Origin of the sequence: Pseudomonas sp. HS6 (assembly GCF_023375815.1) — a bacterium.
Lineage (GTDB): Bacteria > Pseudomonadota > Gammaproteobacteria > Pseudomonadales > Pseudomonadaceae > Aquipseudomonas.
In genome coordinates this window covers 2,636,431-2,655,530 of sequence record NZ_CP067412.1, presented here as the reverse complement: position 1 = coordinate 2,655,530, position 19,100 = coordinate 2,636,431, and the positions used below count along the sequence as shown (strand labels likewise).

The following is a 19,100-nucleotide window of genomic DNA, read 5'->3' as shown; positions in this document are numbered from 1 at the left end:
GGTTGGTCTCTAGCGACAGGCTAGCAGTCGGCAAAAAATAAAAATTGGAAAAGCGGGGACAGTTTTATTTTCACCACCCCGCTTCCATTTAAAAAATGGCCTGACTCTCAAGAAGAAACGTCCTCAACGTTTCAACTCAACAGCTAGGCCCATACATCAATACTAACTACTAATTCCTAGTATCGAATCCACCATAGATATTGGCGCTACTTTGTGACGACCCTCGATTGCTATAAGTAGTGTTTTGTCCGCCATATATATTTGCACTACTTTGCGACGTACTGCCATTGCTGTAGTGAGTATCCTGCCCGCCATAAATATTGGCACTGCTTTGCGACGTAGTGCCATCGCTGTAGTGAGTGTCCTGCCCGCCATAAATGTTTGCACTGCTTTGCGAGGTGCGGCCATTACTATAATGGGTATCTTGTCCGCCATAAATATTCTTGCTGCTGGAAGAAGTCGTACCATCATCGTAGCTACACTCGTACCCACCATAGATATTGGCACTGCAACTATCTGCAAGGGCTTGATACAGCGGTAAAACAGACAAGACCGCTCCCAACAAAGCCATCTTAAGCTTCATGAAAACTCCCTGAAAGAGAACTCGATATCACCGGAAAGATCGTAAGGACGTGCGACCACGCACGAACACTTGAGTTATTGGCGAGCAAGAAAAACATGAGGGATTTAGTGAATGAAGTTCCTTGATCAAGTCCTGAAAAAGTGGGCCGTTTTCGTTACCCTTCGATCAGCAAGGGTGGCAGCGTGCCATTATCTATACAGACTGAGCACTACACTCTAAGTTTCCGGATGAAAAAAATATTTTCAAACCGCAGCTCGCGCACTTGATGCAACTCCCTGATAGGCAATAAGCACGGCTCTCGAATGGCTGTTTGTGTGGTTAACAGCCCGTCAAAAAAAACCAAAGAGCAAGGAGTCATCCCCCACCTCTCAACCCTCAGCCACCCGCCCCCCAACCCACTCCCGACTATACCCAACCACCCTCTCCGCCAACCCCAGCGGAAAATGAATCACCCCATGCGCCGTCTCCGGCAACAAATGCACTTCAACCTCCGCCGCCCTACCCCAACGCTCAGCCAGTTCAAGCGTGTCATCCCGGAGCGGATCCAGCTCCGCCGCAAACATCAACGCCGGCGGAAACCCGGTGAAGTCTCCATACAACGGAGACAACGGTGGCTGCCGCCGTTCTTCATCGCTCAATCCCGGCGTAAGCATCCGCAGCGCTTCAACCATCCCAGGCCCATCCAGCAGCAAAGTATCGGGCCCGGCGTCGCGCACGCTGGGGGTTCCGGTCAGGTCGTAGACGCCGTAGTACAGCAGCGCCCCGCTCACCCGTTTGAGCATGTCCGGCCACTGTTTGAGTTGCAGCAGGGTCGCGGCGGCGAGGTGGCCGCCGGCCGATTCGCCCACGACGATGACGGGCAGGTTCGCAAACTCGCGGCAGTCATCGCTCAGCAGCCAGCGAGCCGCCGTGAGGCAGTCCTGCATGACGCCTTCAATCGGCGTCGAGACCACAAGCCGATAATCGACCGAGACCACGGCCACGTCGCAGGCTTTCACCATGGCGATGTTGAGGTGGTCGTTCATCTGCGCATTGCCGATGACCCAGCCGCCGCCATGAAAATCCAGCACCACGCCTTTGGCCTTTGTCTTGGGTCGGATGATCCGCACCGGCACTGATGCGCCGTCGACACTAACCACTTTGCGTTCTGCCTCGAGCCCGTGCTTGAGCAACTTTCTCGCGCCGCCCAATTGGCTAAGGCGCAACAGCAACTGAATCGCCCGTGGCGTGATGCGATTGCGGATGCGAAAGCGCGGCAGCCGGGCGAGCTTCTTGTTGAACGCGCGCAATTGCGCCAACTCGTTTTCGTCTGCGGGCCAGTCCATTGATGTCTTCATTTCGTCCTTTTTATTCGCGGTTGTTGCGCAGGATGGAGAAGTTCAACGCCGCCGCGACGCACAGCCATGCCAGGTAAGGGAACAGGATCAATCCGGTCATCACATCCAGGCGCAAGGCCAACACCACCATCGCGGCGACTACCAGCCACAGCAGCGTGATGATCAGCATACCGGCGAAGATGCGATGCGCGCCGAAGAACACGGGTGTCCACAAGGTGTTCAATGCAATTTGCGCCGCCCACAAGGCGAGGACCGTTTCGCTGCCGGGCGTCAGGGTCAGACGATAGCCGACCCACGCGAGCAACAGGTAGATCGTTGTCCAGGCAACAGGGAACACCCAATTGGGCGGTGTGAAGCGCGGTTTGACCAGCGATTCGTACCATGGGCCCGGTTGGAAAATCATCCCGGTGCTCGCTGCCGCACCGCAGGCCAACAGGAAAATTAGAAAGGTCATCGTCTGTCCTTGGCTGATATCAGCGCTTTGGGTCTGTTCCTGCTTGGATGCCCGGAGCCATGCAAAAAGTTCATCGGCCGTTATCTCGCATCGCTGATAGGAATAGGCAATGCTCAAAGACAAACCGACATAGGTGTGCGTTTCTTCGATGGATACCATGACCTGAAACCGCATTCACTGGAGCCCGTCATGACCACCACCAAAACCCTTTTCATTACCGGCGTCAGCAGCGGCTTCGGCCATGCGCTGGACAAAGAAGCGCTCGCGGCCGGCCACCGTGTCATCGGGACCGTGCGCAAGGAGGCCGACTTGCACGTCTTTCAATCGCTCTCCATGGATAACGCTTACGGGGTGATGCTGGATGTCACGGACTTCGATCGGATTGATGAAGTCATCGCGCAGGTTGAAGCCACACACGGCCCGGTCGATGTGTTGATCAACAACGCCGGTTACGGTCACGAAGGCATCTTCGAAGAGTCGCCGCTGGTAGACATGCGCCGCCAGTTCGACGTGAACGTGTTCGGCGCCGTTGCCATGATCAAGGCGTTCCTGCCCTTCTTTCGCAAGCGGCGGGCGGGCCATATTCTGAATATCACGTCGATGGGCGGCACGATCACGATGCCGGGGATCGCTTACTACTGCGGCAGCAAGTTTGCGCTCGAAGGCATCTCCGATACGCTGAGCAAGGAGCTGGCGCCCTTCAATATCTTCGTGACCGCCGTTGCGCCGGGTTCATTTCGAACCGACTGGGCCGGTCGCTCGATGCAGCGCACGCCGCGCAGCATTGCCGACTACGACGCCAGTTTCGATCCGGTGCGCAAGGCGCGCGAAGAAAAGAGTGGCAAGCAACTCGGCGACCCGCAAAAAGCCGCCCAGGCGATGTTGCAGATCATCGCCAGCCCGGCCCCACCGGCACACTTGCTTTTGGGCAGTGACGCGTTGCGCCTGGTGCGTGAAAAGCTCAAACACGCCGCCAGCGAGATCGATCAGTGGGAAGCGTTGACTCGCTCCACCGACCATTGAATGACCAACCGAGAGAACGCAATGAAGCAGGCCGACGCAGGCACCTCGCGCATGGTGCAGCTCATGGAAACCCTCGCACCGGTCGAGGGTTATAACCTCAGTGCGCTTGAAGGCGTGCGTTTCCTGCGCTCGAACCGGCCGCTGACCCGCACGCCTGTGCTGTACGACCCGGGCATCGTGATCCTCTGTCAGGGCCAGAAACGCGGTTATCTGGGTGATGACGTCTACGTTTACGACGCCCAGCATTATCTGGTGGTGTCCGTGCCCATCCCCTTCACCATGGAAACCGATGCCACCGATGACGAGCCGATGCTCGCGATCTACATGCACCTAGACTTCCAGTTAGCCAGCGAGTTGATGCAGCAAGTTGATGACCTTCACGGCCCAAACGACGCGCTACCCAAGGGCATGTACGCTTCGCCGATGGACGACAAACTCCGCACTTCGACGTTGCGTTTTCTTGAAGCCATGAGTATTCCGGGCGAAGCGCAGATTCTGGGACCATTGCTGATGCGGGAAATCTACTACCGCATTCTGACGGGCGAACAAGGCGGATCGATGCGTGCCGCGCTCAATCGACAGGGGCATTTTGGCAAGGTGACTCGGGCGATCCGCAAGATCCACAGTTGCTACCAAGAGCGCCTCGACGTCGAGCGACTCGCCCACGAAGCCAGTATGAGCGTGCCGAACTTCCACCTGCACTTTCGCGGTGTTACGGATACCTCCCCGATGCAGTATCTGAAATCGACACGTTTGCACCAGGCGCGACTGTTGATGCTGCGCAACGCGATGACCGCTTCGGCAGCGGCGTTCAACGTGGGTTATGAAAGCGCCTCGCAGTTCAGTCGCGAGTTCAAACGCTTTTTTGGCAGGACACCGCAGGCGGAGATCGAGTGGATGAAGGCGACGTACGCATTGCCTGCGCCGACTACGCCCTCGGAGTATGTTTCGTCGCATTAACTGGCAGGCAGATTTTCCACGCTCGCCAGCAACTGAAGAAAACGCGCCTTGAGTACATCATCCACCAGCCTTGCGGTGGCGTACTCTCGCAAGCGTTCCAGCTCTCTGCTCGCAACCGCAAAACCCTGCTGACCTTTCAGTTGCTTGGCGTAGTCACCCAGCACGGCGGCCGTTTCGTTGCACAGTTCAAGCGATGCCAGCCAGGCCTCGCCTTGTGACTGTCCGTGAACCAGTTCCACCTGTAACGCATCGATTGCCATGGCGATGGCGCGAAGCCGAACCAGCAGTTCCTGCATACGAAAAACCAACACTTCCTGATGGCTTTCCGCGACCTGCCAACCGGGTTCCAGTGCCACTCGTGCCACCATTGCCTGGCAATCGGCCAACTCACTCCACACCCGCAAATCACGGGGCGCATCGTCGGCTGTTCGTCTGGTTTTCAGCGAATCCGCGAGCCGGCCAACCAGCGTGGCCAATCGTTGACGCAGCGTTTCACCCTCTGCCTCGGGCCACAGAAAGGCGTGAATCAACAGGGAAATCCCGACACCCAGCAGCACACCGATGATGCGATCACGAATCTCCGTCAGATTGGTGCTGGGCTCGAACTGCTCCAGCAACGCCAACGCGAAGGTGAACACGATCTGCACACCGGCATAGCTGATTCGCTCGGAGCCGGCGGCGATCCAGGAACCCAGCGCAATTACCGGCAGCGACATGAACAGCAGGCCGACGATTCCGTCGATGTGCGGAACCACCAAAATCACCATTGCCAACGCCAAAGCGCTGCCCACCAGCGCACCACCGACACGCAACGTCGCACGCATCCCGGTCGCGCCGAGGCTGGGTTGAGCGACGATCAGGCAGGTCAGCATGATGGTGTGGATGCCTTGCCAGTCCGTACCCATGTAGAACAGGTAACACAGCGACGCGGCCAGTAGCGTCTTGACGGCAAACTGCGTGTACACCGGGTTTTCAAAGGCATCCGGCACCCACATCGGGGCGCCTTTCGCCTTGGTTTCCGGGGCGCTGTCAGCCGCCTGCACATTGAAAAAAGACAGCAACTCCAGACGCATTTCCTCGTACACGCCGGGCAAACCGGTCGTATCGATCTGATCAAGAGCAGACAATCCTTCGGGCACCTGGCCCGTGCCCAGGGAAGCTTCCAGATCGAGCACTGCCTGACGCAACAACTCGCTCGCCAGGGCATTAGCTGTGGGCGGCGGCAGTTGAGCGGCCAGCGTCAACAGCCGGGAAATACTGCTGATGCGCGCCAGATGCGCCGCCTGTTGACTGCGATAACCAGCGTCCCGCATGCAGGCGAACCGCAGCAGTTGTTGCGACGCCAACACGCTGCGCTGAATCGCGGCGGCACCCAGCGTCGCACCGCTCTGCTCGCCGCTCAGACACCGCGCAACGACCAACAACTGCGAGCGCAGATGATTCTCCAATTGCCTGACAGGCTCTGCCGGCAACAGCAGCGTGTTGACCAGCAATGTCAGGCCGATGGCGTAACTGACCGCCACCCACACCCAGAGCACCAGACGCAAAACCGCCTCGGCCTGATCGGTCAGGTCGACGAAGGTCTGGGCATAGATCACCACAATGCCGACCACGAAAAACACCACGCCGATCCGGGTCACACGAATCAGGTAGGCACTGCAGAAAAACAGCACGCTCGCCCCCAGAATCCTCAGGAGCGGGTATCCGTAGGTGAATTTCAAAAGCAGGATGGTCAAGCCGATGGCCAGTGTCGCGCCGACCAGAAACAGTATCCCGACCATGCGGGTCAGCACCACGTTGGTCTGCGTCACGTAGAACACTACGATCAGCGATAGCGCCAGCAACGGCACCTGTAAGGTCATCGAGATGATGATCACCAGCGCACTGCCCAGCAACGTGCGCAGCAACAGGTTCACACGACCTGGGTACGGCTTAAGTTCATCGATCAGAAACCGAGACAGGCGCTCCAGGCCGCCACGGCTCCAGTCTTCCGTCGAGCGACTCATTGGCCGGTCTTGGCCGGTTCGTCAGGGCGCAACACCGCGACGGCAGAGGCGCCGATGCGAAACAGCTCCGGGTCGGGATCCTGCACCGAAATCTTCACCGGAAAACGTTGCGAAACTCTGACCCAGTTGATGGTGCGCTGGACGCGGGGCAGGCCTTCGATCACGGTTCCGCCGTCATCCGGCAACACACCGAAACTGAGCGAGTCGACCCGGCCCTGAAAGCGCTTGCCGGTGTCGCCCAACAGATAAAGCGTGGCAGACGTGCCAGCCTTGATGCCTTTCAGATCGGTCTCGCGAAAGTTCGCCACCACGTACCAGTGGCGCGTATCGATCAATGTGAAGATCGGTTTGTAGGCCGAGGCGAACTGGCCGACGGTGGTGCGCAAGGAGGCGATGCGCCCATCGAAAGGTGCGCGAACCTCGGTGAACTCCAGGCTCAGTTCGGCGAGGGAGATCTGCGCCTCGACTTCAGCCCGCTGCGCTACCAGCGCGTCCACGCCACTGACCGCGGCTCCCGCACGTTGTGCCTGCAATCGGGAGGTGTTGAGTTCGGCGGCCGTCGAACGCTGGGCCGTCCGCGCCTGGTCCACCGCTTCCACGGACACATAGCCCTTGGCGAGCAACTTCTCCAGACGCTGAAGGGTGTCATTGGACTGCGTGGCCTGCGCCCTCGCCCGCTCGACCGATGCCACCGCTGACGCGGCCTCGTATTGCTGAGCGTTGACACTGCGTTGAGTCAAACCGATCTGATGATTGAGGGTAACGAGCCGCGCCCTGGCCTGATCCAGCGCGTCCTGATACGGCCGTGCGTCAATGCGGATCAACAGATCACCTTGTTTGACCAACTGATTATCGCGCACCGGCATCTCGACGATCCGGCCGTTCACTTCAGGAACGACATCGATGGTGTCGGCGTACACGTAGGCATCATCGGTACTCGGGCGGGTTTCGGTTTGCCAGAGCACGTAACCCAGCACCAGGAACGCCGCCAGAACGATCAGCAGCGCCGGCACACGGCTTGAATGCGGTTTTGCGGTGGGTTTATTCATGGCGGGCATTCATCCGTGGAAGACGACGAGCCACAACAGCATCGCCAAGAGACCGGTCAGCGCCGGGTAACTGAGTGCCAGAGGAAAAATGCGTTCGCGCAGCGAATATTTGCCCAGTATCACGTGGATCGCCGTGGTCGCCAGAACACCGCCGACAATGCAAAACAGCCAGTCCGGATACGCCGCACCAAATAGTACAAGCGAGGGGGATGTGGAGCATCCACTGAGCAGAAGAACGACAGGTATCAGTGCCAGCCTGACGGGATCGGATGAAGGCATGTCTACCTCCGCAAGTGACGACTGACGCAAACCGGAACCTCTGGGCAAGGAATTGACCTGCGCACCTTACCGATCCGACCACTGCCCCGATATTGGAAAAAAACATAACTTCGTTGTGACAGTAAACAACCGCAAAACCGGGCTGAAAGCGTTGTTGAACTGGCCTGGTGAACGTAAGAGTATAGAGCGCGCATAGACACTCGCCGGCGAGTGAAACCGACACTTCCAGGCGCAAAAAGGTGAACGCAGTGACTCCAATTCCCACCCTCAGCGCTCGACTTGCAACGATCACCCGCGAGTTTGCGAACACCCCTTCCCTGCTCACCGCGGAGATCAACAGCCAGCTCAACGGGATGGCGGGCTACAAGGACCTCACGCCAGAAGCCAGAAAGGATCTGGAAAACTCCCTGAGCTACACCGCACGCCTGTGGTGCGAAACACTGCTGACCGGCGAGGGTTTGTCGCAGGACACTCGCCGTACGCTGAAGGAGATCGGTTGCCGGCGCGTCCATCAAGGTGTGCCCCTGCAATCGCTGATGCGCGGGTTCAGTCTGGGAGTGCGTGAAATCTGGAGCGGCTACCTGGAGCTTGCCAGAGACGACGATGCGTTGAGCAAAGAGTTGTTGTTGCAGATTTCCGGCTACATGTTCGACTTCTTCGACGATATTGCCGAAGAAGTGGTCCAGGCGTATCTGGAAGAACAGATTCAGAAAGTTCGCTGGCGGGAACATCTGCATCAGCGCCTTTATCATTTCCTGCTGCATTCGCCGCAAGATAGCGAAGGATTTGAGGACACCCTGTCGGCACTCGGCCTGGACGCCAGCACGCCCCGCGTGGCGCTCGCACTGGAGCTGCCCTTGCGCCCTGTCCAGCCGTTGCAGCGCGAGGACGAGTTCGACCGTCTGACTTTGCAGGTTTCCCGACATTTGAAGATTCCCGTCAAGGAACTGATCCGCGTCTGGTACCGCGACAGACTGGTGATCTGGCTGCCGGGCATCAAGGGCGAAACCCTCACGCAATGCGATCAGCGCATGAGCGACAGCGCCGCGTCACTGCCGGCGTTGCTGCCGTCGTTGCGTGGTATCGGCATCGGTCTGCTGAATCAGGGAATCGCCGGCTGGATCGGCACGGCGGAAGAAGCGATCAAGGCCATTGACCTGTTCCCTTTCGACGGGGCCGAAGCACGTGTCAGACGCTACTCCAGCGTGCTGATCGAAGACAGCGTGCGCAGCCACGACAACACCCTCAGATACTTGATGTCGCTCATCGAGCAACTCAGCCATGAACCCGACCTGCTGCTGACGCTGGAAGCGTTTTTCTCGAGCGGCCGTCACCGTGCCCAGACCGCCAAGACCCTCGGCATCCACCCGAACACCCTCAATTACCGCACAGGACGCATCGAGAACCTGCTGGGCGCGGATCTCAATGACATCAACTGGGTGAGCCGGCTCGACACAGCCCTGAAACTGCGCCGGCATTCGATCAGCAAGGGACAAGAACGCTAAAAGTTCAGGCGCCCAAGAGTCGCTTGGTGGTCGCCATCGATGTGCTCAACGACTGCCCGGTCCGTTGCAACTTGTTCAACAGACTGGCCCCCAGCCAAAGCTGATACAGGGTTTCCGCCAGTTGCCGGGCATCGCCGTCGGGCAGGCATTGATCGGCCTGGCCTTGTTCAATGCAAATGGTGATACGTGCCACCACTTGCTCGGCACCATCTCGCAGGGTGAGGCGCATGGCCTCGGACAGATCGGCCACCTCGGCACTGAGCTTCACCACCAGGCACTCGTCGCCGTGCCCTTCCAGCGTGCAGCGATCCTGCCAGCCCTGCCAGTAATCCATCAGTCGCTCGCGGGCATTCAGGCCCGGCAGCGTCAGGCGCCGCTCCATGTCGGCGAGGTAACCGACAAAGTAATCCTCGAGCAGCGCCTGGCCGTACAGCTCTTTGGATTTGAAGTAGTGATAGAACGAGCCCTTGGGCACACCGGCGGTCTGCAGGATCTCGTTCAAGCCGACACTGGTGAAGCCTTTCTCGGCCATCATCCGGTGGCCGGTGTCGAGCAGGTGTTGGCGGGTGTCGTCGTAGGTCGGTTTCATCGGGGCGCAGATTACCAGGCAATAGACCAGTCGTTTAACTCAAGGAACGGGAGTTTGCCACACCGGCCCATGAAAAACATGCGGATAAAAAATAACTAGACGACTGGTCTAATTGGAAACTATGCTGCGCCCCGACAAACCTTTTCCCCGGTGTCGATTGAGTGCGAATCCCTCGCACAGCCACGACACCCGACCCACCCAAGGTGCTCTATGAAAATCTTGATGGTTCTGACTTCCCACGATCAACTCGGCAACACCGGCAAGAAAACCGGCTTCTGGCTCGAAGAATTCGCCGCCCCGTACTACGCCTTCAAGGACGCCGGCGCCGATATCACGCTGGTCTCGCCCGCTGGTGGCCAGCCACCGCTTGATCCGAAAAGCGACGAACCCGACGCACAGACCGCCGAAACCGATCGATTCCGCAAGGATTCGGCGGCGCAACAAGCGCTGGCGAACACCGGGCGCCTGGCCGATGCCAACGCTGAAGATTTCGATGCGGTGTTTTATCCAGGTGGCCACGGCCCGCTCTGGGATCTGGCCGAAGACAAGCATTCGATTGCCCTGATCGAAGCCTTCGCCCGCAGCAACAAGCCTCATGGTTTCGTCTGCCACGCCCCCGGCGTACTGCGGCATGTGCTCGGCGCTGAGAGCAAACCCTTGGTCAAGGATCGTGACGTCACCGGTTTCACCAACTCCGAAGAAGCGGCGGTCGGTCTGACAGACGTTGTGCCGTTCCTGGTCGAAGACGAGTTCCAGCGCCTTGGCGCCCGTTATTCCAAAGTCGCCGACTGGCAAGTGCACGTGGTGACCGACGGAAAACTGGTCACTGGCCAGAATCCAGCCAGTTCCGCCGCTGTCGCCGAGAAACTGTTGAAGCTGCTCGGCTGACTTTTCAGCCGTCATCCACCCGGACGCCGTGCGCGTGTTGCACGGCGTCTTTTTTTGTCCCGACAACTAGTCGACTGGTCTAATAAGCCCCAATTAAGGTACATCCATGAACCACAGCAGTTTCTTCAAACCCGGCACTTTGGGTCGCCACACCCTGAAAAACCGTATCGTGCTGCCACCCCTGACCCGCCAGCGCAGCACGCAACCGGGCAACATCGCCAACGCGTTGATGGCCGAGTATTACCAGCAACGCGCGGGCGCCGGTCTGCTGGTGACCGAAGGCACCCAGATCGAGCCCCGAGGCCAGGGTTATGCGTGGACACCCGGCATTCATACCCCCGAGCAAATCGCCGGGTGGCGCAAAGTCACCGAGGCTGTCCACACCCGGGACGGCGTGATCTTCGCCCAGCTATGGCATGTGGGGCGCGTGTCCCATACGGCCCTGCAACCCCTCGGTGCCGCGCCGGTATCGGCCTCTGCGGTTGCTACTGACCGAGTCAGCGTGTTCATCGAAACCGCGCCCGGCGCCGGCGCCCTGGTGCCACCCTCCGCACCGCGTGCCCTGACTACCGATGAAGTGCAGGAACTGGTTCAGCTGTACATCCAGGCGGCACGCAATGCCATGGAGGCAGGTTTCGACGGGATCGAACTGCACTGCGCCAACGGCTATCTGGTGAACCAGTTCATCTCGGCCCACAGCAATCTGCGCACTGATCAGTACGGCGGCTCGTTGCACAATCGCCTGCGCTTTTTGCGTGAAGTGGTGGCCAGTGTTGCCGAGTGCATCGGTCGTGAAAAAGTCGGTGTGCGTTTCGCCCCGCTGTTCACCACCACCGACGAGGCCCGCACCTACCTGGGCATGGTCGAGGAAGATCCGCACACCACTTACATCGAAGCGATCAAGGTGCTGCAGGACGTGGGCATCGCCTATCTGTCCATCGCCGAAGCCGACTGGGACGATGCCCCGGCCATGCCGGAAACGTTCCGGCGCGCCGTGCGCGACACCTTCAGCGGCGCGATCATTTACGCCGGGCGTTACACCGCAGAATCCGGTGCGCAGTTGCTCGACTCGGGGCTGGCGGATTTCGTGGCTTTCGGTCGACCATTCATGGCCAACCCGGACCTGCCTGCGCGCATCGCCAATGACTGGCCGCTGAATTCACTGAATCCGGCCACGGTCTACGGTGGCAATGCCGAAGGGTATGTGGACTACCCCGTGTACGCGCGATGACTGCCGATTATCGGTAAGGCGTAACGCCCGCCCGTTCAGCACCGCTCACACTTGCAGTGGTGCTGAATGGGAACTGTCGCCGTGAGCCTTCCTTGCCATCCGGTTCCTCCCGGTGGTCTTCGCCTGGTACAGCGCCTGATCTGCCGTCTCGATCAGCGCTTGCACCACGGCCAGTTGCGGACCCGCCGCTGCGGTGACACCGATACTGACCGTCACCCGACCGAACGGGCTCGCCGGATGACCAATGTGCTCTTGCGTCAATCGCTCCAGAATCAGTTGCGCCACGACCGCCGCCCCCTCGCCATCGGTGTCGGGCATGATGATCGCCACCTCTTCCCCGCCATAGCGCGCAACCAGATCCGACGGTCGCCGCACACAGGCCTCAAGTACTTTCCCCACCCGTTGCAGGCAGGCGTCCCCGGCAACATGCCCCAGGGAATCGTTGAACAGCTTGAAGTAGTCGATATCGATCATCAGCAAGGCCAGCGAAGCCCCGTCCCGTTGAGCCCGGCGCGCTTCCATGACCAATGTTTCATCGAAACAGCGGCGATTGGCGAGGCCGGTCAGCGCGTCCTTCATCGCCAGCAATTCCAGCTGCCGGTTTGATCCAAGCAACTGCTGTTGAGTGAGCCGCAACTCCCCTTCCACCTGGGTCCGTCGACGTATATCGAGAATGAGAAACCAGCCGATCACGCCAGTGAGCCCCAGCAGTGATGCGACCACCACGATCGACAGAAGCGCCTCCAGTCGCCACGCCGCCAATGCTTCGCGCTTGCCAAGCGCGACCGTGGTGATCAGCGGCAACTTTTCACTCTTGCGAAACGCGTAGAGCCGCTCCACCCCGTCGAGGCTGGAAGTGAAGGAAGCGGTGCCCACCGATTGGTCCACCAGGTACTTCGCATAAATGGGCGATTTGGAGAAGTTGCGCCCCATGTCCTGTTCGCGAAAGGGATAGCGCACCAGCAGCGTACCGTCGGTATAGGACAGACCGATGGCCCCCTCCTGCCCCACGTCGAGCTTGCCGAACAGTCGCAGGAAGTTCTCGACCCCCAGCGTGACCGCCACCACGCCGGCGAACTCTCCGCGCGCGTCATTGAAGCGGCGACTGACGGTAATCACCCACTCCTGATTCGAGCGGCTACGGATGGGCGGGCCGATGTAAGGCTCGCGGGAAGGATCGTCACGGTGATGGATGAAATACTCCCGGTCACTGCTGTTGGCCCCGGCCGGAATCGGTCGGTTGGAGGACATCAGCCAGTGGCCGCGATTGTCGTAGATGGTGATGCCACTGAGCTGCGGCATCAGCGGTTGCTGACGGTTGACCAGCGCATTCAACCGTTCGATCTGCGCGGGGCCGCTGCCCTCGGTTTCCAGACGCTCGACGAGCCCGAGCAAGAGCAGCGAGCTCTGCCGGACGATACCTTCGGAATAAGTCGCGAGCGCCTGGGTCAGGTTCAACCCATGGATGTTTACCTCGTCCAGCGCCCGCTCCCGAGAGCCCAGCACCTTCCAGATGGTCAGCGACGCCAGGGAGCAGCCGATGATAAACAGCAACAGCATCACGAGGTGGGTATCACGCTTCACATCAGTACCTTTTGGAAAGTCCGTTTTCCGTCACGGCCGTTGTCGGACCGGGGCAACAACAGCGACCGTACGTCCCGGGCCGCGCAGGATACAAGCAGTCCATCGAAGGCGCAGCAACGGCGTGTCATGCCGTCGATGAACTGTTCGCTGATCGGCCGGTTCGATAAAAAACCGGAGCCAATAAGACTTTTTGCCGCTAGACGATTTTCAGTGCCTTGAGAACGACCAGCGAACGCTCGGCAAACGCCTCGGCCTGCTCGGTCAGTTCGGCAATGTTTTCTTCAGCGGTGGTGAGTGCCTTGCCGTCCTTGAGCAGGCCTTCACCCTGGCCGCCGATGATGCCCCACGCCAGAAGCGCCCACTCCCACGGGTGCTTTTTGCCTTGCTTGATCGATATCAGGAACAATTGCTGGAAGCGACTGACAGTCACACCGCCACCGGTCACCGGGCTGGCCAGCACCTGAATCTTGTGGTCGAACAACGAGCGTCTGCACAGTTGCAGGTTGAGGGTATTACAGGTTGTCTGTACCCGTTTCTCGGCCGCTTCACTCTGGCATGGCGCCACGGCCCCCATAGCGATCAACACATTGATGGCCTGCTCCACATCGCCGAAACTCAGCGAAGGCGAAGCTTCCAGCAAGTGGCGCAGGGTTTTCGGTACATAGGCCTCGTCCGCCAGCGTATCGAGAACCGGGCCGTAAATTTCCGCCTGTAACGTGGCTGAGCCTGCGGGTCCCGTGACGCTGCCCGCTACGCTGTCTGCCAGTTGCAAAAGGACAAAGCGGGTACTGAGCATGCGTTCACGGTGCTCGGTGGCGGACAACCGGTTGGCGCCGCGTACGTAAAGATCCCGGCGGAAGTTCTGATTGACGAAGTAATCACGCGCTTGCTCGCGCATGACCGGATGCTCGATGCCTTCCAGAAAGTCCATGCCTTCGGCGCTCAGGTTGAGCGGGTCCACCGAATCCAGCGGCACAGCGGTCGTGGCGTAATCGAGCTTGGCTGGGGCCATGGCATCGACCACATCGGTGAAGTACATGCAATTCCAGTCGCGGTTGAAGTATTCATGGGCGACGTACTGGCGATTCTGGCCCTTGATGCTCTGCAGTTTGGCGTCCAGATTAGGCGCCGAGTTGGCATAGTTCGGATTGGCCGCCAGCAGCGCTTCGGAGAACTGCAACGCCGCATCGATACGCTGATCCGGAGGTGCAGACGCTTGCGTGGCGAAACGGTCGTGCAGGCTGAACAGTTGACGCAATGGCGCCAGCGGCGACCAGCCCGGGAAGCAGTTGTAACTGATGTACAAATGACCGCCCGGTTTGAGATGACGACGGGCAAACTCGACGATCAACCTGTGGTTGTCACGACTGACCCAGGTCCAGATGCCATGCAGGCTGATGCTGTCGAACTGTGGCAGATCCGTGCGCGCCAGCAACTGCTCGAAGCTGTCGTCATACAGTCGCGCATCACTGCCCCAATCCGTTGCCAGTGCGATGGCATTGGCGGCCTGGCCAGGATGGAAATCCGTGCCGACGTAGGTGCCCGGATTGCCCGCCGCATGGATATTGATCGAGACACCCTGGCCAAAACCCAGTTCGCAGTGATAGCCGTCGGTACTCTCCAGCGTGGCAAAACCACGCAGCAACAAACAATAACGCTGGAAAACCGGATTGATCTCCCGGCTATACCCGTAGGTGTAGCCCTCGTCCGTGAAATAACCTTCGTTCCAGGCATTGCTCATGCGTGCACCCTTATCTTCGCCAGTGAAAGTCGCTCTTATAAGGGGTAGCCACTGCGGATCACAAGCACAATCAGCGCAGCCAATCTCACCCTGACGACTGCTTGATGACGGCTGGCTCTATCCCGCACCAAACAGCTGCGCCTGATCTTCAGCCATCGCGAGCAACGCATCGACGACAACCCGTACTTTCGGCTGGATATAGCGGGTTTGCGGCCATATCACATGAATGGGCATGGTTGCCCCGGCACAGTGATCGAGGACGGTGACCAACGTCCCGTCGCTCAGGTGCTCCGCAACCAGCCAGATGGGCAACTGACACAGCCCGCAGCCTTCCAGCGTTGCGCGCAGCATCATCTCGCCGTCGCCCAACTCATGGCGCACGCGCACTTCCTGCTCGTACATCTCGCCCTTGGCGTTTTTCAGCAACCACGCCATGCGCAGTCCCCTGCGCCAGCCAATGATGCAGTCGTGCTCCAGTAAATCGGACGGCTGCAAAACCGGCGGATGAGCATCGAGATAGGCCGGCGCCGCACACACCACCAGATGTTGCTCACCGAGTCGGCGTGCCACCAGTTCCGGATCATTCTTGAGATCACCGATGCGCACGGCCAGATCAATACCCTCGCTGATCATGTCGACCGTTCGCTCACCGAAGGTCAAGGTCATGTCGAGCTGCGAAAATTGCCGCGCAAGGCCAATCAACAGGGGGGCGACATGCCGCCGGCCAAATGCTGCGGGAAGGTCGACGCGCAACCGTCCCTTCGGTTCAGCGACGCCAAGGTGGAAGCGATCTTCGACACCTCGCAATTCATCCATCACCCGCAGGCAACTGGCGAGGTAAACCTCCCCCTCGTGGGTCAGACTCAATTTGCGGGTGGTGCGGTGCAGCAATTTGATACCCAGTCGTTTTTCCAGGCGCGTCACACTTTTGCCGACTGCCGAGCTGGTCACGCCCAACTGCAGCGCTGCTGCCGTAAAGCTGCGGTGCTGCGCAGCCAGAGTGAACTCCGGGATGCCATCGAACTGAAGGGAATCCATCAGCGTCTCCGCGTTATTTGAAGCGACGATTTTATCCTCTGAGGATCAACTGAACATATTTTTCATCAATTAATAGAATCAACAGACAAGATTAAAGTAGGCCTCCCTTTCAAGGACTTCCACCCAGAGGCCTTAATGAACACCGAACTGAACCGATTACTCACCCTTGAAGCGATCAGAAATCTGCGCTTGCGCTACTGCCATCACCTGGACGCCAACCGCATGGATTTGCTCGGCCGACTGTTTACCGAAGACGCCTTATGTCAGGTTGACCGGGGTAGCTGGAAGGGACGCGAGGCCATTGAGCAAGGCCTGTCGGAGGCCTTTTCCGCGTTCGATACACAGCAGACCGGCGCCTATCCCTTCTTCCATGCGGTATCGAATCACTGGATCGAAATCCTTGATGAAAACCGCGCGCAAGGCCGTTGCTACCTGATTGACTTCGCGACCCAAAGACCGGCAGGCGAGAACCCGCTGCTGCTGCTCGGGCTCTATGCCGATGAGTACCGTCGTGTAGACGGACAATGGCTGATCAGTCGCACCCGACTGGACGTGGTGTGGCCCGAAACCCATATCGGCGGCGGCGATCCGGGTAACGGCCTGTTCCTTCCTGAGTGATCGATCTCCCTTCCTCAACCACAGAGTCCCTGATGAGCATTTTATTCAAGTCCTTCGATCTGGCCGGCATCACGCTGGCCAACCGCGTCGTCATGGCGCCCATGACGCGAGCCAGAGCCATCCATGATGTTCCGGATGAGCACACCGTTCTTTATTATGCCCAGCGTGCCTCGGCGGGCCTGATCATCAGTGAGGGCATTCCGATATCCCGCGAAGGCTGCGGCTACCTGTTCAATCCTGGCCTCTACAACGACGAACAGGTGCATGCCTGGCGTCGCGTCACTGATGCTGTTCACGCCAAAGGTGGCCGGATTTTTGCGCAGCTGTGGCACGTCGGTCGGATGTCTCACGTGTCACTCCAGCCGGATGGCGGCGCTCCGGTGTCATCGGTCGCCACTGTGGCGGCCAATTCCAAAGCCTATGCGTGGATGGAAAAAGGCCAGCCTGGCCCCGTTCAGGCCAGCCCACCAAGAGCACTGAGTGCATGTGAGGTACAACGGGTCACTGCCGACTTCGTATGCGCTGCACGCCGGGCAATGGACGCAGGATTTGACGGTATCGAACTGCACGGCGCGAATGGCTATCTGTTTGAGCAATTCCTCAATGGTGCGCTGAATACGCGTACCGATGCCTACGGCGGGCCGATTGCCAATCGCCAACGCTTTCTCCTCGAAACACTGGACGCCCTGGCCGCAGAGATCGGCAACCACCGAGTGGGAGTTCGACTGTCTCCGTTTGGCCGGCTGTTCGATATGCATCCCTATGCCGAGGAGTCAGACACCTGGCTGAGCCTGGCATCGGCGCTCAATGAGCGAGGTCTGGCGTATGTGCATTTGAGCGATCAACTGACCATTGGCGCGCAGGCCATCCCGCAGGGCTTCGCCAGTCAATTTCGAAAGACCTACCGGGGCACCCTGATTGCAGCGGGTGGTTTCACTCGCGATCTGGCAGAGGCAGCGCTCGAAAACGGAGATCTGGATCTGGTCGCGTTTGGCCGTCCGTTCATTGCCAACCCTGACCTCGTTGCACGGATGCAAAACCGCTGGCCGATCAGCGAGGCGGATCGAACGACTTTCTACGGCCTCAACGGTCATCCGGGTCAGGGCTACACCGACTATCCCGCCTACCACAAGTCGAACGCAAACTGAACGATCCGGCCTGACAGGGCTGGCACATGAGAGCCCGGATGAGCCTCTGGTTCAATGCCGGGCGACTTCGGTCAGCCAATAACCCGCGCATACACTGACCGGTCGATATTCCCGCCCGACAGAATCACCCCGACCTTTTTGCCCTGCATCCTTTCCCGTTCCTGAATGAGCGCAGCCAGCGCGGCGGCACCGGCACCTTCGGCAAGGTTGTGGGTGTCGGTGTAATACACGCGCATGGCTTCGGCGATTTCGTCCTCGCTGACCGCGACAATTCGCGCCGCTCCGGCGCTGTAGATGTCGAACGCTTCGGCAATCGGTTTGCGTACCGCCAGACCATCGGCAAAGGTATTGGCCGAGGCTGTCTCGCAGATCATTTTCGCCTCGAAGGACAGTTTGGCGGCGGCCGCTTCGGTCGAGACCACGCCAACCACCTGGGTATCCAGACCCAGCGCATCACGCGCGGCGATCACGCCACAAATGCCCGAGCCGCAACCGATCGGCACATAGACGGTGTGCAGATCCGGCGCCGCGCTGAACAGTTCCAGCGCATAGGTCGCCACGCCCTTGACCAGCTCGGTGTGAAACGGCGGCACCAGATAGAGTCCGTGTTCCAGCGCCAGACGCGCCGCTTCCTCACGGGCCTCGTCGAAATCACGTCCGTACTCGACCACTTCGCCGCCAAATCCGCGCATGGCGTTGTTCTTCTCCAGCGAATTGCCCTGCGGCACCACAATCAACGCCTTCAGCCCTACCGCTTGCGCCGCCAGCGCCAGGCTTTGGCCGTGATTGCCGCGAGTCGCAGAGACAATGCCTTTGACGTTGGGATGTTCGCGGCGCAGCCAGTGCATGAAGGTGATGCCGCCGCGCACCTTGAACGCGCCGGTGGGCGTGTGGTTTTCGTGTTTGACCCACACCGTGCAACCCAGTCGTTCGGCCAGCAGGGGCCAGCGATACTGGGCAGTGGCCGGCATCACCTGGTAAACCTGGCGGGCAGCGTGTTCGATGTCTTCGCGAGTGAATGGATGCATGGGAATCTCCTTGGGCGTCACTCAGTCTAGGCACAGGCC

Annotated in this window: 18 protein-coding genes; 7 read left to right on the top strand and 11 right to left on the bottom strand. The window is 59.4% G+C overall.

Annotated elements, in window-relative coordinates:
• Positions 1 to 169: 169 nt before the first annotated feature.
• The 3 genes from JJN09_RS12095 to JJN09_RS12085 form a co-directional block, all read right to left on the bottom strand.
• The gene (locus tag JJN09_RS12095) at positions 170 to 583 is read right to left on the bottom strand and encodes a hypothetical protein (RefSeq protein WP_249490331.1); all 414 of its coding nucleotides are present in this window, start codon (positions 581 to 583) and stop codon (positions 170 to 172) included.
• Positions 584 to 951: 368 nt separating this feature from the next.
• A complete protein-coding gene (locus tag JJN09_RS12090; protein ID WP_249490330.1) occupies positions 952 to 1,920 on the bottom strand; it encodes an alpha/beta hydrolase in 969 nt (322 codons plus the stop codon).
• A 10-nt stretch (positions 1,921 to 1,930) separates the two neighbouring features.
• Positions 1,931 to 2,374 carry a TspO/MBR family protein gene (locus JJN09_RS12085; RefSeq protein WP_249490329.1) on the bottom strand — a complete coding sequence of 148 codons (444 nt, stop codon included), beginning with the start codon at positions 2,372 to 2,374 and terminating at the stop codon, positions 1,931 to 1,933.
• Between the two features lie 189 nt (positions 2,375 to 2,563).
• Between JJN09_RS12085 and JJN09_RS12080 the strand changes: the two genes are divergently transcribed.
• Positions 2,564 to 3,397, top strand: a complete 834-nt coding sequence (locus JJN09_RS12080) for an oxidoreductase (protein WP_249490328.1) — start codon at positions 2,564 to 2,566, stop codon at positions 3,395 to 3,397.
• Positions 3,398 to 3,418: 21 nt separating this feature from the next.
• Complete coding sequence (locus JJN09_RS12075) at positions 3,419 to 4,357, top strand: AraC family transcriptional regulator (protein WP_249490327.1); 939 nt, start codon at positions 3,419 to 3,421, stop codon at positions 4,355 to 4,357.
• Here the strand turns inward: JJN09_RS12075 and JJN09_RS12070 are convergent.
• From JJN09_RS12070 to JJN09_RS12060, 3 genes are read right to left on the bottom strand one after another with little or no spacing between them, the layout of a single operon-like run.
• On the bottom strand, positions 4,354 to 6,363 hold the full coding sequence (locus JJN09_RS12070; RefSeq protein WP_249490326.1) for an FUSC family protein: 2,010 nt from the start codon (positions 6,361 to 6,363) through the stop codon (positions 4,354 to 4,356). The two genes, JJN09_RS12075 and JJN09_RS12070, sit on opposite strands and share 4 nt — an antisense overlap.
• Positions 6,360 to 7,412: a multidrug transporter subunit MdtN gene (gene mdtN, locus JJN09_RS12065; RefSeq protein ID WP_249490325.1), complete on the bottom strand. Its 1,053-nt coding sequence runs from the start codon at positions 7,410 to 7,412 to the stop codon at positions 6,360 to 6,362. The genes JJN09_RS12070 and mdtN overlap by 4 nt, the downstream gene beginning before the upstream one ends.
• Positions 7,413 to 7,421: 9 nt before the next feature.
• Positions 7,422 to 7,691 (bottom strand): YtcA family lipoprotein, encoded by a 270-nt coding sequence (locus JJN09_RS12060; protein WP_249490324.1) that lies wholly within the window; start codon positions 7,689 to 7,691, stop codon positions 7,422 to 7,424.
• 248 nt (positions 7,692 to 7,939) lie between these two features.
• On the opposite strand from JJN09_RS12060, the gene JJN09_RS12055 reads away from it, so the two are divergent.
• Positions 7,940 to 9,196, top strand: coding sequence for a CdaR family transcriptional regulator (locus JJN09_RS12055; protein ID WP_249490323.1), 1,257 nt, complete (start codon positions 7,940 to 7,942; stop codon positions 9,194 to 9,196).
• A 4-nt stretch (positions 9,197 to 9,200) separates the two neighbouring features.
• Here the strand turns inward: JJN09_RS12055 and JJN09_RS12050 are convergent, their stop codons facing one another.
• Positions 9,201 to 9,785 carry a TetR/AcrR family transcriptional regulator gene (locus JJN09_RS12050; protein WP_249490322.1) on the bottom strand — a complete coding sequence of 195 codons (585 nt, stop codon included), beginning with the start codon at positions 9,783 to 9,785 and terminating at the stop codon, positions 9,201 to 9,203.
• A 210-nt stretch (positions 9,786 to 9,995) separates the two neighbouring features.
• Between JJN09_RS12050 and JJN09_RS12045 the strand changes: the two genes are divergently transcribed.
• Positions 9,996 to 10,673 carry a type 1 glutamine amidotransferase domain-containing protein gene (locus JJN09_RS12045; RefSeq protein ID WP_249490321.1) on the top strand — a complete coding sequence of 226 codons (678 nt, stop codon included), beginning with the start codon at positions 9,996 to 9,998 and terminating at the stop codon, positions 10,671 to 10,673.
• A gap of 106 nt (positions 10,674 to 10,779) precedes the next feature.
• Entirely contained in the window at positions 10,780 to 11,904 is a 1,125-nt protein-coding gene (locus tag JJN09_RS12040; protein WP_249490320.1) for an alkene reductase, read from the top strand.
• Positions 11,905 to 11,949: 45 nt separating this feature from the next.
• Here the strand turns inward: JJN09_RS12040 and JJN09_RS12035 are convergent, their stop codons facing one another.
• The 3 genes from JJN09_RS12035 to JJN09_RS12025 form a co-directional block, all read right to left on the bottom strand.
• Positions 11,950 to 13,488, bottom strand: a complete 1,539-nt coding sequence (locus tag JJN09_RS12035) for a sensor domain-containing diguanylate cyclase (protein ID WP_249490319.1) — start codon at positions 13,486 to 13,488, stop codon at positions 11,950 to 11,952.
• A 196-nt stretch (positions 13,489 to 13,684) separates the two neighbouring features.
• Positions 13,685 to 15,229, bottom strand: a complete 1,545-nt coding sequence (locus JJN09_RS12030) for a class I SAM-dependent methyltransferase (protein WP_249490318.1) — start codon at positions 15,227 to 15,229, stop codon at positions 13,685 to 13,687.
• Positions 15,230 to 15,346: 117 nt separating this feature from the next.
• A complete protein-coding gene (locus tag JJN09_RS12025) occupies positions 15,347 to 16,267 on the bottom strand; it encodes a LysR family transcriptional regulator (RefSeq protein ID WP_249490317.1) in 921 nt (306 codons plus the stop codon).
• A gap of 135 nt (positions 16,268 to 16,402) precedes the next feature.
• Here JJN09_RS12025 and JJN09_RS12020 point away from each other — a divergent pair, with 135 nt between their 5' ends.
• The gene (locus JJN09_RS12020) at positions 16,403 to 16,885 is read left to right on the top strand and encodes a nuclear transport factor 2 family protein (protein WP_249490316.1); all 483 of its coding nucleotides are present in this window, start codon (positions 16,403 to 16,405) and stop codon (positions 16,883 to 16,885) included.
• Positions 16,886 to 16,917: 32 nt separating this feature from the next.
• Positions 16,918 to 18,033, top strand: coding sequence for an alkene reductase (locus JJN09_RS12015; RefSeq protein ID WP_249490315.1), 1,116 nt, complete (start codon positions 16,918 to 16,920; stop codon positions 18,031 to 18,033).
• Positions 18,034 to 18,104: 71 nt separating this feature from the next.
• Here JJN09_RS12015 and JJN09_RS12010 read toward each other — a convergent pair whose 3' ends face one another.
• Positions 18,105 to 19,061, bottom strand: coding sequence for a threonine dehydratase (locus JJN09_RS12010; RefSeq protein WP_249490314.1), 957 nt, complete (start codon positions 19,059 to 19,061; stop codon positions 18,105 to 18,107).
• Between the last annotated feature and the right edge of the window lie 39 nt (positions 19,062 to 19,100).

Bases quoted from the DNA above. Each gene is read 5' to 3' on its own strand.
- JJN09_RS12095 (WP_249490331.1), bottom strand. From the start codon at position 583: ATGAAGCTTAAGATGGCTTTGTTGGGAGCGGTCTTGTCTGTTTTACCG.
- JJN09_RS12090 (WP_249490330.1), bottom strand. From the start codon at position 1,920: ATGAAGACATCAATGGACTGGCCCGCAGACGAAAACGAGTTGGCGCAA.
- JJN09_RS12085 (WP_249490329.1), bottom strand. From the start codon at position 2,374: ATGACCTTTCTAATTTTCCTGTTGGCCTGCGGTGCGGCAGCGAGCACC.
- JJN09_RS12080 (WP_249490328.1), top strand. From the start codon at position 2,564: ATGACCACCACCAAAACCCTTTTCATTACCGGCGTCAGCAGCGGCTTC.
- JJN09_RS12075 (WP_249490327.1), top strand. From the start codon at position 3,419: ATGAAGCAGGCCGACGCAGGCACCTCGCGCATGGTGCAGCTCATGGAA.
- JJN09_RS12070 (WP_249490326.1), bottom strand. From the start codon at position 6,363: ATGAGTCGCTCGACGGAAGACTGGAGCCGTGGCGGCCTGGAGCGCCTG.
- mdtN (WP_249490325.1), bottom strand. From the start codon at position 7,412: ATGAATAAACCCACCGCAAAACCGCATTCAAGCCGTGTGCCGGCGCTG.
- JJN09_RS12060 (WP_249490324.1), bottom strand. From the start codon at position 7,691: ATGCCTTCATCCGATCCCGTCAGGCTGGCACTGATACCTGTCGTTCTT.
- JJN09_RS12050 (WP_249490322.1), bottom strand. From the start codon at position 9,785: ATGAAACCGACCTACGACGACACCCGCCAACACCTGCTCGACACCGGC.
- JJN09_RS12045 (WP_249490321.1), top strand. From the start codon at position 9,996: ATGAAAATCTTGATGGTTCTGACTTCCCACGATCAACTCGGCAACACC.
- JJN09_RS12040 (WP_249490320.1), top strand. From the start codon at position 10,780: ATGAACCACAGCAGTTTCTTCAAACCCGGCACTTTGGGTCGCCACACC.
- JJN09_RS12030 (WP_249490318.1), bottom strand. From the start codon at position 15,229: ATGAGCAATGCCTGGAACGAAGGTTATTTCACGGACGAGGGCTACACC.
- JJN09_RS12025 (WP_249490317.1), bottom strand. From the start codon at position 16,267: ATGGATTCCCTTCAGTTCGATGGCATCCCGGAGTTCACTCTGGCTGCG.
- JJN09_RS12020 (WP_249490316.1), top strand. From the start codon at position 16,403: ATGAACACCGAACTGAACCGATTACTCACCCTTGAAGCGATCAGAAAT.
- JJN09_RS12015 (WP_249490315.1), top strand. From the start codon at position 16,918: ATGAGCATTTTATTCAAGTCCTTCGATCTGGCCGGCATCACGCTGGCC.
- JJN09_RS12010 (WP_249490314.1), bottom strand. From the start codon at position 19,061: ATGCATCCATTCACTCGCGAAGACATCGAACACGCTGCCCGCCAGGTT.